Here is a 17516-nt window from a genome sequence, read left to right on the forward strand (position 1 = left end):
AAACCCCTCTATATTTCAATAAAAAAATGTTCAAGTGTTGCGGCAATTTTTATATTATCAGATTGCATCTTGCAGATAGTTCGAACGCAATAAACTGGTATATGGGCTTATTAGAATTTGTGGAGGCGTTTGAAACATTTTTATGCAGGAGATACACAACACAAAAATTGTCATGATAGCAACGCCATCATAACCCAAATGCGCACAAAAAAACCACCAGTCCTGTTTTATACAGAACTGGTGGTCAATAAAATTATTGTGTCTACAAACTATCGGCGATTCGTCACACAGGCGATCTGTATTATTTCATTGTTGCAGCACAACCATATGCGGGTACGCAATATCAATTCCATTTTGCTCGTATCGCTTTTTGATATTCTCTAACACCGCACACTTCAAACTGAAGGCTGTACTATTATCCTTTGCCCAAAGTGATGCACGCAGCGTAACAGCAGAATCGGCCAGCTCCAGCACAACTACTTGTACTTCCGGCGCACCTGCTGCCTTTTGTTCGGGCGTGCGCACATCCATAAAATCAGGCTGACGCAGAATTTCTTCTGCCAACAGCTTTTTTGCAAGGTCAACATTTGACTCATAGGTAATGCCAATCTGCATGAAAACGCAAACTTTACTATCGGCATAGTCAGCGTTTTCAATGATCGAGCTGTTCATTTTACTATTGGGAATAATCACACGCTTGTTTTCCCAAGTGCGGATGGCTGTATGGTGCAGCGTGATCTCTTCAATCACGCCCGAGATATCATTATCAATATACCGCACCACATCGCCCATACGGAAGGGCTTGAATGCCAGAATCATCATGCCGCTGACCACGCTGCCCAGCGCCTCTTGTGCAGCAAGACCGGCCACCACCGCAATTACCCCGCCGGCAGTCAGCAGTGTTCGCACCGCGCTTGACAAAAGCGGAATACTGTATACCACAACCATAACGCCCGCAAAATATACCGCCGCAACTGCAATATATCTTGCGAACCCAAGTACGGTCGCTGCACCGCTATTGCTTTTCCGATGACGGTCAACCAATCGACGCATCACACGGTTCACCAGCTTTGCCAGCAAAAACGTTATCACCAGCACTACTACCGCAAAGAGCACGGAGCCTACAAACGATCCTATTGGGGTTTGTAAAAAAGGTTGCAGCAAGTCAAGCATGCATTATCTCCTTCCGTATCGTCTGCATTCTGTTTTTCTGTATCCGCTTAATAGGCAATGCCCCATACAACCATCTTGTGCGCCGGCTTGCCGCATACCGGACAAACGTCAGAAATGTTCTCCTGCTCAAATGGCATACAACGGCTGGGCATTCCGGTCTCTTCCTTGACCTTTTCCTCACATGCCAAATCACCGCACCACATGGATTTCACAAACCCAATATGGTTTTTGACGATGTCCTTCATCTCATCCAGACTCTTCGCCGTGTAGGTATGCTCTTCACGATTCTTCATCGCCTTCTCAAACAGCGCCTTCTGGATCTCCTCGAGCAACGCAGGTACTGTAGATGCCAGATCCTCAAACTTGACAACCGTCTTTTCGCGGCTGTCGCGACGCACCAACACACACTGTCCCTGCTCGATGTCGCGCGGACCAACCTCAAGACGCAGCGGCACCCCCTTCATCTCATACTCTGCAAATTTCCATCCGGGGCTATTCTCAGACAGGTCAATCTTGGCACGCACACCGGCCGCCTTGACCATATCCAGCAGTTCCTGTGCCTTCTCAGTCACACCGGGCTTGTGAGCTGCAACCGGAATAACCACCAGCTGGGTCGGCGCAATACGCGGCGGCAGCACAAGGCCCTCATTATCACCGTGGGTCATAATGATCGCACCGATTAAACGAGTGGATACGCCCCACGATGTCTGTTCCATATACTGCAACGTGTTATTCTTGTCTGTGTACTGCATGCCAAACGCCTTGGCAAAACCATTGCCGAAGTAATGACTTGTTCCGGACTGCAGCGCCTTGCCATCATGCATCATTGCCTCAATGGTATAGGTCTTTTCTGCGCCTGCAAAGCGCTCCTTCTCAGTCTTTTCACCCTTGAGAACCGGAATCGCCAGATATTCTTCACAGAACTTGGCATAGATATTCAGCATACGTAGCGTCTCTTCCATCGCCTCCTCGGCGGTGGCGTGCACTGTGTGACCTTCCTGCCACCAGAACTCACGGCTGCGCAAGAACGGGCGGGTGGTCTTTTCCCAACGTACGACCGAGCACCACTGATTGTACAGCTTGGGCAGGTCACGCCACGAGCGCACGATTTTGGCGTAATGCTCACAAAACAGGGTCTCCGAAGTCGGCCGGACGCACAAACGCTCTTCGAGTTTTTCCGAACCACCGTAGGTCACCCATGCGCACTCCGGTGCAAAGCCTTCCACATGATCGGCTTCCTTTTGCAGCAGGCTTTCCGGAATGAAAATCGGCATAGCAACGTTTTCATGCCCGGTTTCTTTGAACATACCATCGAGCGTTTTCTGAATGTTCTCCCAAATCGCCTGTGCGTACGGACGCATGATGACACAGCCCTTGACCGAGGAATAATCAATCATCTCGGCCTTTTTAACAATATCGGTGTACCACTGCGCAAAATCCACATCCATAGATGTGATTTCACTGACCAGTTTTTTCTTATCTGCCATAATTGTATTTCTCACCTTTTCTATTCTATTTTCATAAAATGCCAGTAGAATTTTGTATTAGAAAGGGGTTTTCCCCAGTGAATTTTATCCAGTCTTTTTTTGTTAAACCTGTAGCCAACGAGGTAGTCGAAACCAAAGTCGCGCTGTCTGCCGACCAACGTCCCGCACTGCTGGGTACCGTATCCGGCACAGACGGCAAAGCCGCTGCTGGAGCGCTCGTTACGATTTATTGCGCGGATGCACCGGAAACACCAGTCGGCGCGCTATATACCGATGAGCAGGGACAGTTTGCCTTTGGGCCGCTTGAGCCGGGACGGCTGTATCATGTCAAGGTGTTCCGCCGCTCGGACAATTTTCGCGCACTTGAGTAGCGATTAGACCGCGCCGACGCCGACACCCAGCACATCGAGACGAGCCTGCTCTGCCGCACATTCTTCTTCCGTGTAGCCGGAATATCCCATGCCGGGTGTATGGACTAACGCACGCAGTTTACCATTTTCCACCGCATATTCATACCGGTACGTATCGCTCATACCCATCACATAAGTGTAAACCACCTGTACTTTTCCGTCTTTCGCCTTCGAAATCTCCGAGAAAGTAAGCCCGTGATCCGGCTCATCTGCCAACAGCATCTGACGTGTGCCGTCCTGCGCAATGCGAAGCACCTGCGTCCCTGTCAGGGTAAAGACACCTCCACCAGAAAAGCCGGGACGCTCGTCAACCGGAGATGTAAGCAACACATAGCTACCATCAGTTGGATCGATCTCACAGTCGTATACCGGCGTATTTGTCACCTGCGTCAACACACCGTCCATCACCCGATATAAACCGGCTGTCCCCCAGACCTCTGTCCCGTTATCATCCTTTAAAGCAGGCGCAAACACGCTGCACCAATAGGCAACATACTCCGCATTCTCCGACTCCATTCCTTCCGGAACCGGATAGGCATTGTCCACTGTAAAACTGCCGGCGGCTTTGCCGTCCCAGGTCCAAGCGGAAATCACTGTATGGTCTGTCGACACATTTTGTGTCACCACCAGACCATCCTGCATCACCTTGGCCAGTTTTTCGCCAGGGGCAAGCGGCAGTTTGCGAATACCGTCTTCCTCAAGGCAATAAAACGTACTGTCGTCATACTGGAATACACAGCCGTCCTCGCCTTGCAAACAGGAAAACAGCGCCAGATTTTTCGCATCTTTCGGCAGCTCCATCACGGCTTTCGTCATCGTACCACGCACCGCATACAGTGTGCTTTCCTGCTGCCCGGATTCGGTCACAATCAGATAATCCGTTTGACCCGCGTGTCCCAGCGCAGCGGTCTGGCTATCCGATGCACAACGCAGCAGCTCGGTCGTTTGCAGTGTATCGGGCTCCAACCAAAACAGTTGATAATCCTGTCCGGCTTCGTTCCGATAACCGTATACCCCATTCAGTTCCGGCGCATACAGACCGTAGATCTGATCGTCGCTGCACCGAGCCACCGGGACACCTGCAATCACACAGGACAGCGCCACATCCGAACCATACGGCGTACTTCCTATCCGCTCGTATTCACGCCGCAACACATCCCATGCAGCATTTTTCAGCTGCTCCGTGGTAAACACACCTTGGTCGATGAGCTTCTGCGCTACCGTAAAACCGTTGGTATCTCCGTACTTGGTATAATACTGCTCCAGCAGGCGCACAGACAGCGAAACAGCGTCCCCACGAACAAAACCGGCTTCGTCACACGCAGCTTCCTCTGTATCACCACCATACAACAAGAGCGCATAGGACGCATCATCCGAAGCGGCACGCGCAAGCAAGGTACAGTACTGCCTGCAAGTGATATTCTCCTCCGCTCCGTAAGTTGTGGCTGCGATACCCTTGGCCAGCCCGCTTTGATACAGCCAGCCAACATATTTGTCCGCCCACTGAGGCACATCGGTAAACGGATGCACCCACTCCCCTGCCAGCACCTTCTGTTCCGCCCCAAGCAGGCGCGTAAGCATTGCGGCGGCTTCAGCACGCGTCATGGGCTTTTCCAGTTCAAACCCCTTTTCCGTGCCGCGGAACAGCCCAAGATCACATAGCATTTGCGCCTGCGCCTCGGTGTCTCCCGGATAGCCGTTGTCAATCGTACCGACGTTCGCCGCCCCTGCGGCGAACGTCAACAGCATGCAAACAAAACAGAAAGAAACCAGTTTTTTCATACCAAGATCCCCTTTCGGTATGTGGTCGGCTTACGAACTACCCTGCCGAATGCGATTTCTTACTTCAGTTTTTCCTTGACTTCGTAACTCAGTTTCTCAATGAATTCGGACAACTCCATCGGCGTAGTCTCGCCAGTCTTGCGCTCACGCACAGAAATAATGCCTTTTTCCTCATCCTTGTCGCCAATGACGATCATATACGGCACCTTGTGCACCTGCGCCTCGCGGATCTTATAGCCGATTTTCTCATTACGGTCATCCATCGTGACACGGAAGCCAGCCGCGGTCAGCTGGTTGACAACCTCCTGTGAGCACGGGATGTTGCGATCGGTCATCGGCATGACTCGTACCTGCTCGGGTGCAAGCCAAGTCGGGAACGCACCGGCAAAATGCTCGGTGATCACACCGATGAAACGCTCAATCGAGCCTAGTACGACGCGATGAATCATGATCGGTCGATGCTTTTCACCATCTGCGCCGATGTACTCCAACTCAAACCGCTCAGGAAGCTGAGAATCCAGTTGGATCGTACCGCATTGCCATGTACGACCAAGCGAATCAGCCAGATGGAAGTCCAGTTTCGGGCCATAAAACGCGCCGTCGCCCTCATTGATCGTGAAGGGCTTACCCAGCTCGGTGATAGCCTCCTTCAGAATATCCTGATTATGCTCCCACTGCTCAACCGTGCCGATATGATCCTCAGGCATGGTGGACAGTTCAATCGTGTAGGACAGGCCAAAAACCGAGTATACTTCATCAAACAGCTTGACGACGTTCTTGATCTCATCCTTCATCTGATCCGGGGTCATGAAGATATGCGCGTCGTCCTGCGTGAAGCAGCGTACACGGAACAGACCGTGCAGCGCGCCGGACAACTCATGACGATGCACCAGACCCAATTCGCCTACACGCAGCGGCAGCTCACGATAGGAGTGCGGCTGAGACTTATAAACCAGCATACCACCCGGACAATTCATCGGCTTGATGGCAAAATCCTCGTCATCGATCACCGTGGTATACATATTCTGCTTGTAATGATCCCAGTGGCCGGAGCGCTCCCACAGCTTACGGCTGAGGATGACCGGAGTGGAAACCTCGACATAGCCGTAACGCTTATGCACGTCACGCCAGTAATCGATCAATGTGTTCTTGAGCGTCATGCCATTGGGCAGGAAAAACGGGAAACCTGGGCCTTCCTCGGTCAGCATAAACAAACCAAGTTCCTTACCGAGGCGGCGATGATCGCGCTTCTTAGCCTCTTCCAGCATGTTCAGGTATGCGTCCAGCTCATCCTTCTTCGGAAAAGCCGTGCCATAGATACGCTGCAGCATCTTATTCTTGCTGTCTCCGCGCCAGTATGCGCCGGTGACGTTCATCAGCTTGATGCCGTTGCCCTTGACGCGGCCAGTTGAATCCAGATGCGGACCGGCGCACAGGTCGGTAAACTCACCTTGCTTGTAGAATGAGATGGTTGCGTCCTCCGGCAAATCGTCAATGAGCTGCACCTTGTAAGGTTCTTCCTTGTCCTCCATCAGCTTGCGGGCTTCCGCACGCGGCAGCTCAAAGCGCTCAAGCGGCAGCTTTTCCTTGCAGATCTTCTTCATTTCAGCTTCGAGCGCGTCCAGATTCTCCTGCGTAAAAGAGAACGGCGCGTCAAAGTCATAATAGAAACCGTTTTCGATAGACGGACCGATTGCGAGCTTGACTTCCGGATACAGGCGCTTGACCGCCTGCGCGAGAATATGCGATACCGTGTGTCGATAGGTATCACGATATTCCGGATTTTCAAACGTATACTTGTTTTCTTCGGACATAATGATGTTCCTCCTTTTGTTTTTGCGGGGAGAACAAAAAAGCCCACCCCCGACATTAAATCAGGGGTGAGCTTATATTAAACCCACGGTTCCACCCTGCTTGCAAGCCCGTTTTGGGACTTGCCGCTCTGGAGTCCGTAACGTGGACGAAACGCCGCGACATACTGTACTTTTCCGCCGCGGAGCTCAGGAATCGGTGCCGCTTTTCCCGCACCTGCGAACGCTCTCAGCCACGTCGTCCGCTCTCTTGCAGGTGTTTTGGGATATCTGCGGGATTTCCTTCATCGCCTTTTACAATAATATATGCTTATACTATACCCCAAAACCATATTTGTCAACCATTTATTCCGCATTTTCATACCGTCCAACAAAGAACAGCTCACCATTGTTATTATCACGGATCACAAACCAGAACGGACTGTCGGCCGTAAATTCGCGTATCAATTTCGGACGATCCATCGGTGCAGCACCCCCGCTGTCCATAGCAGCGGTGACCGCAGCGGCCTCTGTTCCTTTTTCGTCCACCGCAATATAAGCCTTTTGCAGCACGGTATCAAGAAAATGCTGCTCACCAGGCAAACCGGACGGGTCAATCATTGCAGTCAGGTCAGCTTTTTCATGGTCATATGCAGTTTTAACGCCCATTGCCTTCAAAGCATCGTCGAGTGCAGCACCGTACTCCACTTTAAATTTTGGAACAGAAACATCCACATCTCCGGAAACAAATTCAGCGCTATCCAACAGGTGTTGTACGTCTATCGCATCATCCGCCCTGATCAGATACATACTCAGATCCGCATCAATAAAGCGTTCAAAGCCATCCCCATCCTCATTGTCAACCGCATAGTTGCGATAATCCATCTTGAGCGCTTCTACACCCGGCGTCGAGTAATAACCAAAGCCGCTCGTCTGGTGCATCATATCCACCGTGCCAGTCGTGCCGTCCGCATTCGTAAAATCGGCTTTTTCCGTACGGTTCTCAGGAAACTCACTCGCCCACGCGGCCTTGAAATACACTGCGTTGACCAGCGCAGTGACGAATTCACGGTTATCCTCGGTCAAGATGGTTGGGATTTTGCCATTGGTCTTTTCATTCGCCCATGCGCTCACGCGCTCGACCGAATCCTCATTCGTGACCTCTTCGACCGTCGCATGATAGTTTTCATCCATTGTTTTCACAAAGCTCGGAAGAAACGCACCCTTACCGTCAAACCAGCTCTGGTTCAGCCAAACTGAGTTTGAAATCTGCATAGTCATGATGCGCTCCAATCCAGAATAAAACGCATTCTGCTCTTGCGCGATCTGATTGAAAAGAGCCAAATCGTCAATCCGCAAAGCGTCCAGCAGTTCCGCTTGCGTTTCCCCCTTCGCGCCGTTTGCCAGCATCGCAAGGCATAGCCGCGCAGAATACGGAGAAAGGGTCCAGTTTCCTTTTTTCGGAGCTGCTGCACGTACCAACGCATCGGCAAAGTCCGGTTCATTCGCCTGCAAATCCGCAGGTAAGTCCGCCAGCTTGCTCAGATTGCCGCACCACTCCTTTGCATCCGCCACTGTCACCGGATCTTTCGGCCGGAAATTCACCGCATCGTTCGTGTCGATGATACCGTACATCCAGCATTTCATTACGCCGTCCTGCGCCCATTCGGAGATATTATCCATGCTCGGCGCACCCGTGCCACAGCCCCCCGGCAGCTCAGTATAGGTGTTGTCCATCCAACGTCCGAGAATGGTCGCCGCTTCCTCACGGTTGATGTTATTGGCACAGCAGGCACCTGTTCCATCTCCGTTGATCAGCCAGTTGTACCACGCCCACGCAACGCTTGGCTCCCGTGAGCAATCAGTAAACGGCAACTCCACATCAGCATACATACTGGTATCCACCCCGGTTGCCTGCGCTAGTTCGCTCAGGAAACCAATGCGTGACAACGCCGCCTGATCTCCCTCCGACGAATAGCTGGTTGCTCCGGCCGCCGCCGGCAACAGCAGACATAAACTGAGTACTGTCGCCAAAATCCGTCGTTTCATGATAATCCCTCCCTCGTTTTATTGTACCTGGTTAGACGTACCACTTTAGGATGTCGTTCCCTGTGAAACGCAAAAAGGCTCCCCCTAAGGGGAGCTTTTTTCAGCATTTGAGCGCTTCATCCTTGATATTGACCGTAATACGGTCATAGAATTCTTGTTTCTGTGTCTCGTCAGAAAACGCAGAAAACGGCACAATAATCGCAGAAAACTCATCCACAAAGATGTAGTAGTGTTTATCATCCGACGCAGTACGCTGCACAGCCTCATACTGGTACGTAGTATCTTCATTTTCTCCGGAAAGTTCAAACGAGTCCTCCCGAAGCGTCAATGTCTTCGGACCGCAAAGCTGTTTATTTCGCGCGTTTCGCAGAATACGCTCCGTGTTTTTGACTACCTTGCGTTTCATATACCACGGTGTACCAAAGAAACAGGCCGCCGCAAGAATCAGATAAACCAGCACACTCCACACACTCAAGCCTTTGACCCAGTACATCAATGCCGTGCCGCCTAAAACGACAATCACTGCTGTAGCAATACGCGTCATCAAAATGCTGCGCTGTATCACCGCGTTGTTTACATAATAATTCAAATTAAAATCAATATAATCCTGCTGAGTAATGTTGTATTGCAATTCCATGAATCGTTCTCCTTTTGGCAATTATGCCGCTTACGCAGACATTATACCGAAAAGATTCTGCAAAAGCAAGGCATTCTTATATGTTTTTTCATGCGTATACGTTTATCCATAAAACCAAATGCTGCCTTTCTGCATCTGGTCCCATTATGCCTCATCCTGTTTCAATTCCGGCATCACCGTGATACGCATTGTGACATAACACAACAAGCCACCGATTAGGTTGGAAATCGGCTCGGCAATAAATACTCCGTTGACACCTAATCCACCCACATGCGGCAGCCACAACGTCAGAGGAACAACGATCACAGCCTTGCGCAACAAAGAAAAGAAGATCGCTAAACGTGGTTTATTCAGCGATTTAAATACACATTGTCCGGAAAACTGAAATGCCATCATCACAAAACCGAAAAAGTAGATATGCAGCGCGGGGACCGCCAGCGTAAGCAGTTCAGTCTCATGATTGAATATTTTGATAAAAAACATCGGAAAGGCAGACACCAGCCCCCATATGAGCATTGTATATCCAAATGCAAGCTGTGTCATAAAGCGAATGGCCTCACGTACCCGAGCAAACGCATGAGCGCCATAATTATAGCTGATTACCGGAGAGGCACCGTCCGAGATTGCCATCACCGGTGTTTGTGCAATTTGGCGCACGGAATTGATAACCGTCATCACACTGATGTATATATCTCCGCCAAACTGACGCAGCGTCGCATTGCATACCACCTGTACCAGACAATCGGTAAACGACATCACAAAACTGGCTGTTCCCAAAAGCGTAATTTTGCGGATACATCCAAAATCTGGCCGAAACCCGTGAAAGCGCATGGTTAGCTCAGCCTTTTGTCCGGTTAAAAAGCGCAGTACCCATACAGCCGATAATAGTTGCGATAAAATCGTTGCTACGGCTGCACCGCGCACACCCATATGAAACGCAAAGATAAACACCGGATCCAGCACAATATTGGATACAGCGCCAAGCAACACTGTCAGCATACCAATACGCGCAAAACCCTGACTGTTAATATATGGATTTAGTCCAAGCGATGTCATCACAAAAACCGTACCCAGCAGATAAATGATCATATATGGTGCGGCATACGGATAGGTCGCATCGCTTGCACCAAACAGATATAAAATCGGCTTATGTAATGCAATTCCCAAAACGGTAATCACCAGCCCTGTTGCAATCAGCATGAAGTAGGCGTTCGTCATTACCTTACGTGCTCCTGCTTCATCCTTCTGTCCGCGTGCGATGGAGCACAGAGGCGCACCTCCCAATCCAAACAAGTTTGCAAATGCTGTCACCAGTGTAATGACCGGAAAGCTGATGCCCAGCGCGGCCAACGCGATCGTTCCCTCTCCCGGAATTTTTCCAATATAAACTCTATCTACAATGTTGTACAGTAGATTCAGCGCCTGTGCCACCAACATCGGCGCCGCCACAGCCAATGTACTTTTACGCACACTCCCCTTGGAAAAATCAATTTGTTGCACGCCCAATCTATTACCCCCATTGCAAACCATACCGACTTGACAGAAATAAGGGAGGAGCATTCTGCCCCTCCCTTGTCTGCTATTTCAGCAACCTACTTTACACTTCCTGATTGCCCATCAGCGAGACCATAACTGCTTTCTGCGCGTGCAGACGATTTTCCGCTTCTTCAAAAATCTCATCCGCATGTGCTTCAAACACCTTCGTGGTAATTTCCTGTTCACGATAGGCCGGCAGGCAATGCTGCACCATGCATCCAGGCTTTGCCGCAGCAAGCAGCTCATCATTGACCTGATAACCCTTAAACGCCTTCATTCGGACTTCCTTCTCCGCTTCCATGCCCATGGAGGCCCAGGTATCGGTGATGACAACATCTGCATTCTCTGCTGCCTTCATCGGATCATCGGTAATAAAGAAGTCCGGATTGCCCTCGGCAAATGCCATGACCTCTTCGTGCGGCCGATAGCCTTCCGGCGTTGCAATCGACACCTTCATGCCAGTCTTGAGTCCGCCTACAATCAACGAATTAGCCATATTGTTCCCATCGCCGATATAGCACATCTTGATTCCCTCGAGCACCGCGAACTTCTCGCGAATGGTCATCAGATCCGCCAGCACCTGACACGGATGGCAGAAATCGGTCAAGCCATTGATGACCGGAATCGAACCGTAGTTTGCCAGATCCTCAACTTCCTTTTGTGCATAGGTGCGAATCATAATGCCGTCCAGATATCGGCTGAGTACACGGGCAGTATCCTGTACCGGCTCGCCGCGGCCGATCTGCAAATCGCGATTGGATAGGAACAGCGCCTGTCCGCCCAACTGATACATGCCAGTCTCAAACGAGACGCGTGTCCGCGTAGATGACTTCTGGAAGATCATGCCAAGGCTCTTTCCCTCCAGATGGCGGTGAGAAATATTATGCTTTTTTTCATACTTCAGCTGATCAGCAAGATCGAGCAGACCAACGATCTCCTCAGTCGAACAATCCAGCAGTTTCAGTAAATGCTTCAATCAAAACACCTCTTTCATAATATTGAGCGCTTCGTCCATCTCTTCCTTTGAAATGGTCAGCGGTGGCAACAGACGTACGGCGTTTTTCCCAGCCGTGATCGCCAGCACACCTTTATCAATCAGTTTATTTGCGAAAGTCGCATGCTTTCCTTCGTCTACAATGATACCCAGCATTAGGCCCATGCCACGCACGCCGTGAATATTAGGCGAACTTAGCGACAAAATCCCGTTTTTCAGATATTCGCCCTTTTCGCGCACCTGAGCAAGAAATTGCCCATCCCCAACGGTATCAAGCACAGCATTTGCCGCAGCGCATACAATAGGCGTGCCGCCAAAAGTCGTTGCGTGCGTACCGGGTGTTAAAACATTCGAGCAGCTTTCTGCCGCCAACACCGCACCAATCGGCATACCACCACCGAGGCCTTTGGCCATGGTCACCACGTCCGGTCGGATGCCATACTGCTGAAAGCAGAACAGGCTGCCTGTGCGGCCGATGCCGGTCTGCACCTCGTCAATAATGAGCAGCAAATCCTTTTCACGACACAATTCTTCGACCTGTTTGACAAAATCCAGATCAAGCGGCAGAACACCGCCCTCGCCCTGAATCAACTCCATCATCACCGCGCAGGTCATGTCATCCACCTTTTTACGGACCGAATCAAAGTCGTTTGCTATCGCGTAATCAAACCCTTCGGTAAATGGGAAAAAATAGTTGTGAAACCGATCCTGACCAGTCGCCTTAAGCGTAGTTACGGTGCGTCCGTGAAACGAATTGATGAGCGTGACGATCTTATAACGCCCTTCTCCGTACTTGTCATACGAATACTTGCGCGCAAGCTTGATTGCACCCTCGTTCGCCTCTGCACCTGAGTTTGCAAAAAACACCTTCCCGTTTAGATGTGTCTTTTCCACCAGTTTTTTGGCTACCTGCACCATCGGCGCAGTAGTGAACAAATTCGACACATGCATCAGCTTGTGCGCTTGCTGGGTGATGGCGTCAATAATCTTCTGGTTGTTATACCCCATACAGTTGACACCGATACCCGATGCAAGGTCAATGTATTTCTTGCCTTCCACATCCCACACGGTCGCGCCCTCGCCATGGTCAAGTGCGATCGGGAAACGGCCATAGGTATTCATCACATATTGATTTTCCTCGGCCTTGAGTTCTTGATATGTCATTTATTTCGCTTCTTTCTTACTGGAACATCGTGCCAACGCCCACTTTTGACAGCAGTTCAATCAAAATCGAATGCTTGACACGACCATCCTGAATATTCGCCTGATCTACGCCCTTGCGAACCGCCTCCACGCAGCAATCCACCTTGGGGATCATACCGCCTTTGATAACGCCGTCGCGCATCAGACGCGGCACCTCAGAAACCTTAAGGTTGGTCAACAGCGTTGATTCGTCGTCCGGATCGAGCATAAGGCCACGCACATCGGTCAACAAAATGAGTTTCTTTGCGCCCAGCGCCACCGCAAGTTTACAGGCCGCAGTATCCGCATTGATGTTATAGTTTGTCTCGTCGTCAATGCCCTGCGCTACTGTCGAAACAACCGGGATATATCCTTGTTCAAGCACATCGATAACCGGTGCCGGATTCACATCTACGATATCTCCAACATAACCATAGTCCGTACCGGTGCGGTCGGTCAAACGCTTTGCTTGGAACATGCCGCCGTCCATGCCGCCCAGACCGATGCCGCGACCGCCTGCCTTCTCGAGCAGCGTCACAAGATCTTTGTTGACCTTGCCGCACAGCACCATCTGCACAATATCCATCGTTTCCCGGTCCGTATAGCGCAAACCGTTGACAAAACGGGATTCTTTTCCAATCTTTTTGAGCATTTCGGAAATTTCCGGCCCACCGCCGTGCACCACGACAACCTTTACGCCGACCAGATTGAGCAGTACCAGGTCATGGATGACTGCATCCTTCAGCTCCTCATTTATCATAGCATTGCCGCCGTATTTCACCACAACGGTCTGTCCGTAATATTTCTGAATATATGGCAGCGCTTCAACCAGAATTTTGGCTTTCAGCTCTGCATCAAGTTGTGTATCCATGTTGCCTCTTCCCTTTATCTTCTGAAATTATCAGGTGCGGTAGTCGCCGTTGATCTTAACGTAGTCATAGGTCAAATCGCAGCCCCATGCTGTCGCACAGTATTCTCCCTCATTGACATTAACTGCAATAACAACTTCCTTTTCGGACAGGATCTTCTTGGCAGCATCCTCGTCAAAATCGACTGCCTCGCCCTTTTCGCAAACCGTAATGCTGCCCGCAGCAGACGAAAACGCAACAGAAACATATTCCGGTCGGAACGGTGCCTTGGAATAGCCCATCGCACACAGCACCCGACCCCAGTTGGCGTCCGCGCCGAACATGGCCGCTTTGACCAGATTCGATCCGACAACCGCCTTGGCCAGACGCTCGGCCGTCTCTTCCGATCGCGAACCGCCCACCGTACAGGTAACCAGCTTAGTCGCACCCTCGCCATCCGCCGCAATCTGACGCGCCAGACGAGTATTGACTTCACCCAGCGCCTTGCAGAACACCTGATAGTCCTCGTCCTGCCAATCAATCAGTTCGTTACCCGCCTTACCGTTAGCCAGCACAACACACATATCGTTGGTCGAGGTATCTCCGTCGACTGTAACACGGTTATACGTCTTACGCACGTTTTCCTGCAAGGCTTCAGTCAACATTTCATGCGTTATCGCACAGTCGGTCGTGATAAACGATAACATGGTTCCCATGTTCGGATGAATCATGCCGCTGCCCTTGCAGATGCCACCGATGCGGCAAGTTTTTCCGCCGATAGTAAACTCGACCGCCGCAGTTTTAGTCCGAGTATCGGTCGTCATGATAGCGAGATTCGCCTTCTCCGATCCGTTCTCTTCCAACTTGATTTCCGGCAGATGCTCCTCAATACACTCAACCGGCAACCGCTGGCCGATGACGCCGGTGGAAGCGACGACAACGTCCTCCTCATCCACACCGAGCAGTTTAGCTGCCGCCTTCGCCATGCGGCGCGCATTCTCCATGCCGTCCGGCGCACAGGCGTTGGCGTTACCGGCATTCGCAATAATCGCACGCGCCACGCCGTTTTCCAGGTGCTCCATGGTGACATAAACCGGTGCCGCCTTGACGCGGTTCATCGTATAGGTCGCCGCAGCGGTGCATTCACATGCGCTGAAAATAACGGCAGTGTCATCATTTACTCGGCTGTCCTTGATGCCGCAGCGAATACTGCCTGCAGTAAAACCTTGTGCGGCGCACACGCCGCCCTCGATAATTTTCATCGTTTCATTTCTCCTTTACGCACAGCGCTGTCAGGATAATTACAGTGTCAGCCCGGTAGTTTCTTCGAGTCCGAGCATAATATTCATATTCTGCACCGCTGCGCCCGACGCTCCCTTGCCGAGATTGTCAAACAGCGCGGTGACGATGGTCTGTTCTTCATGCCCGCACACAATCAGCCGCAGGCTGTCATGACCGGCAAGCGTATTGGCATAAATCACCGGCTCATCACCGCCGAGCGGCGCGACCGTGACTAGCTTCTGTCCCTCGTAATGCTTTGAGAGTGCTTCGTGGACACATTTTGCATCTAGGCCGGGCAGCATGACAGTTGTGGCCATCCCCTTATAAAAATCGCCCACCACCGGCACAAACACCGGCGGCTGCATCAGTCCGCAGACGTATTCCATTTCTGGCAGATGCTTGTGATGCAGGTTTAAGCCGTAGATACGTTCAGAATCATGTTTCAGATCGCGTTCTGCGTCCTCATACTCAGCAATCATCTTCTTACCGCCGCCGGAATAGCCGGTCAGCGACGAACAGGTGAAGGCATAATCTGCCGGCACGACATCGTGCGCCACCAGCGGATACACCGAAGCGATAAATCCACTCGCATGGCAGCCGGGATTGGCAACCCGCTTGGAGTCTGTAATCGCCATACGATGTGCTTTGGATAACTCAGCAAAACCATAATCCCAGTCAGGATTAGTACGGTGTGCAGTCGAAGCATCAATGACGCGGGTGTTCTGATTCTCAATCAGAGAAACCGCTTCTTTCGCCGCAGCATCCGGCAGACACAGGAATACAATGTCCGCAGCGTTTAAAAACTTACGGCGCTCATCCGTGTCCTTGCGCTTATCTTCGTCAATCAGCAGCAGTTCAATATCATCCCGACCGGAAAGGCGGTCGTAAATCTGCAGGCCGGTTGTACCCTCTTTGCCGTCAATATATACCTTAGGCTTCATCGCCCTCTACCTCCGCGATGAAGTTTTCGATTTTATCAATCTGGCGCGTGACCTCCTGCGGCGCAGGACCGCCGATTACCTTTCTGCCGGCAACGCAAGTGCGCAGATCGAGCGCATCGTATATATCGTCTCCAAACTTATCCGAAATCGCGGCAAAGTCGCGCATCGTCATGGTTTCGAGCGTTTCATCCGCTTTGATACACTGATTAACCAAACGGCCGACCGTCTTATACGCGTCACGGAACGGCATACCCTTCTTGGTTAGATAATCTGCGCAGTCGGTAGCATTGATGAAGCCGCCGGACGCCGCCTTGCGCATATTATCCCGGCGCAGCGTCATAGTAGAGAACATGGGCGTAAACACTTCAAGGCACTGCTTGACCGTGTCGATTGCGCCAAACACTGCCTCCTTGTCCTCCTGCATATCCTTATTGTACGCAAGCGGCAGACCCTTAAGCACAGTCAGCATGGTCGTCAGCGCGCCATACACACGGCCGGTCTTGCCACGAATCAGTTCGCATACATCTGGATTTTTCTTCTGCGGCATGATGGACGATCCGGTGGAATAGGCGTCATCCAGCTCCACGAACTTGAACTCCCACGAGCACCATGAGATAATCTCCTCGGACAGACGCGACAGATGCATCATCAGGATGGACAGCGCCGAAAGCAGCTCTACACAGTAGTCACGGTCAGAAACACCATCGAGTGAGTTATCAGTCAGGCGGGCAAAACCAAGCTGCTGGCGGACGAACTCACGGTCGATCGGATAAGTCGTGGATGCCAGCGCGCCTGAACCAAGCGGCATCTCATCCATGCGTTCAAAACAGTCCTGCAAGCGGCCGATGTCTCGTTTGAGCATGTTGGCATATGCCATCATGTAATGCGCAAATGTGGTCGGCTGCGCGCGCTGCAAATGTGTATAGCCAGGCATAACTGCATCCAGGTTTTCACGGCTTTTTTTGCACAATGCTTTCATGAACGTGCAGATCATGGAAATGATTTCTTGTATCTCGTTTTTGACGTATATGCGCATGTCAAGCGCAACCTGATCGTTTCTCGAACGGCCGGTATGCAACCGCTTACCAGTATCGCCGATGCGTTCGGTCAGGAGCTGCTCGATATTCATATGAATATCCTCATAGTCAAGCGAGAACTCCACCTTACCGTCCTCGATGTCTTTGAGGATACCCTTCAATCCTTCTACGATCTTTTCAGCCTCGTGTTCCTCAATAATGCCCTGCTTGCCCAGCATAGTGGCATGTGCGATCGATCCGGTAATGTCCTCTTTATATAACCGGCAGTCAAACAGGATGGACGAGTTAAAATCGTTTACCACCAGATCGGTTTCCTTCTGAAACCGTCCTGCCCATAATTTTGCCATATTGCGTTACCTCACAAAACAC

Annotated in this window: 14 protein-coding genes; 1 reads left to right on the plus strand and 13 read right to left on the minus strand. The window is 51.1% G+C overall.

What is annotated here, in order from left to right; translation table 11 throughout:
• Positions 1 to 306: 306 nt before the first annotated feature.
• Together ACESSO_RS00220 and proS are read right to left on the minus strand one after the other, a co-directional pair.
• Positions 307 to 1173, minus strand: a complete 867-nt coding sequence (locus tag ACESSO_RS00220; protein WP_373162950.1) for a mechanosensitive ion channel family protein — start codon at positions 1171 to 1173, stop codon at positions 307 to 309.
• Positions 1174 to 1220: 47 nt separating this feature from the next.
• On the minus strand, positions 1221 to 2660 hold the full coding sequence (gene proS / locus ACESSO_RS00225) for a proline--tRNA ligase (RefSeq protein ID WP_373162953.1): 1440 nt from the start codon (positions 2658 to 2660) through the stop codon (positions 1221 to 1223).
• A gap of 77 nt (positions 2661 to 2737) precedes the next feature.
• On the opposite strand from proS, the gene ACESSO_RS00230 reads away from it, so the two are divergent.
• Positions 2738 to 3031, plus strand: a complete 294-nt coding sequence (locus ACESSO_RS00230) for a carboxypeptidase-like regulatory domain-containing protein (RefSeq protein ID WP_373162954.1) — start codon at positions 2738 to 2740, stop codon at positions 3029 to 3031.
• A 3-nt stretch (positions 3032 to 3034) separates the two neighbouring features.
• Here the strand turns inward: ACESSO_RS00230 and ACESSO_RS00235 are convergent, their stop codons facing one another.
• From ACESSO_RS00235 to argH, 11 genes are all read right to left on the minus strand, one after another.
• Entirely contained in the window at positions 3035 to 4852 is a 1818-nt protein-coding gene (locus ACESSO_RS00235; RefSeq protein ID WP_373162956.1) for an S-layer homology domain-containing protein, read from the minus strand.
• Positions 4853 to 4911: 59 nt separating this feature from the next.
• Positions 4912 to 6666 (minus strand): threonine--tRNA ligase, encoded by a 1755-nt coding sequence (thrS, locus tag ACESSO_RS00240; RefSeq protein ID WP_373162958.1) that lies wholly within the window; start codon positions 6664 to 6666, stop codon positions 4912 to 4914.
• 342 nt (positions 6667 to 7008) lie between these two features.
• Positions 7009 to 8691 (minus strand): serpin family protein, encoded by a 1683-nt coding sequence (locus ACESSO_RS00245; RefSeq protein WP_373162959.1) that lies wholly within the window; start codon positions 8689 to 8691, stop codon positions 7009 to 7011.
• Positions 8692 to 8791: 100 nt separating this feature from the next.
• Positions 8792 to 9328: a YcxB family protein gene (locus ACESSO_RS00250; RefSeq protein WP_373162960.1), complete on the minus strand. Its 537-nt coding sequence runs from the start codon at positions 9326 to 9328 to the stop codon at positions 8792 to 8794.
• Between the two features lie 144 nt (positions 9329 to 9472).
• A complete protein-coding gene (locus ACESSO_RS00255; RefSeq protein WP_373163612.1) occupies positions 9473 to 10828 on the minus strand; it encodes an MATE family efflux transporter in 1356 nt (451 codons plus the stop codon).
• Between the two features lie 97 nt (positions 10829 to 10925).
• Entirely contained in the window at positions 10926 to 11840 is a 915-nt protein-coding gene (argF, locus tag ACESSO_RS00260; protein ID WP_373162961.1) for an ornithine carbamoyltransferase, read from the minus strand.
• A complete protein-coding gene (locus ACESSO_RS00265) occupies positions 11841 to 13022 on the minus strand; it encodes an aspartate aminotransferase family protein (RefSeq protein WP_373162964.1) in 1182 nt (393 codons plus the stop codon).
• 16 nt (positions 13023 to 13038) lie between these two features.
• The gene (gene argB, locus ACESSO_RS00270; protein WP_373162966.1) at positions 13039 to 13911 is read right to left on the minus strand and encodes an acetylglutamate kinase; all 873 of its coding nucleotides are present in this window, start codon (positions 13909 to 13911) and stop codon (positions 13039 to 13041) included.
• A 30-nt stretch (positions 13912 to 13941) separates the two neighbouring features.
• Positions 13942 to 15150 carry a bifunctional glutamate N-acetyltransferase/amino-acid acetyltransferase ArgJ gene (gene argJ, locus ACESSO_RS00275; RefSeq protein ID WP_373162967.1) on the minus strand — a complete coding sequence of 403 codons (1209 nt, stop codon included), beginning with the start codon at positions 15148 to 15150 and terminating at the stop codon, positions 13942 to 13944.
• A 39-nt stretch (positions 15151 to 15189) separates the two neighbouring features.
• The gene (argC, locus tag ACESSO_RS00280; protein WP_373162969.1) at positions 15190 to 16110 is read right to left on the minus strand and encodes an N-acetyl-gamma-glutamyl-phosphate reductase; all 921 of its coding nucleotides are present in this window, start codon (positions 16108 to 16110) and stop codon (positions 15190 to 15192) included.
• On the minus strand, positions 16100 to 17494 hold the full coding sequence (gene argH, locus ACESSO_RS00285; RefSeq protein WP_373162971.1) for an argininosuccinate lyase: 1395 nt from the start codon (positions 17492 to 17494) through the stop codon (positions 16100 to 16102). The genes argC and argH overlap by 11 nt, the downstream gene beginning before the upstream one ends.
• Between the last annotated feature and the right edge of the window lie 22 nt (positions 17495 to 17516).

Source organism: Agathobaculum sp. Marseille-P7918 (assembly GCF_964248325.1).
Lineage (GTDB): Bacteria > Bacillota > Clostridia > Oscillospirales > Butyricicoccaceae > Agathobaculum.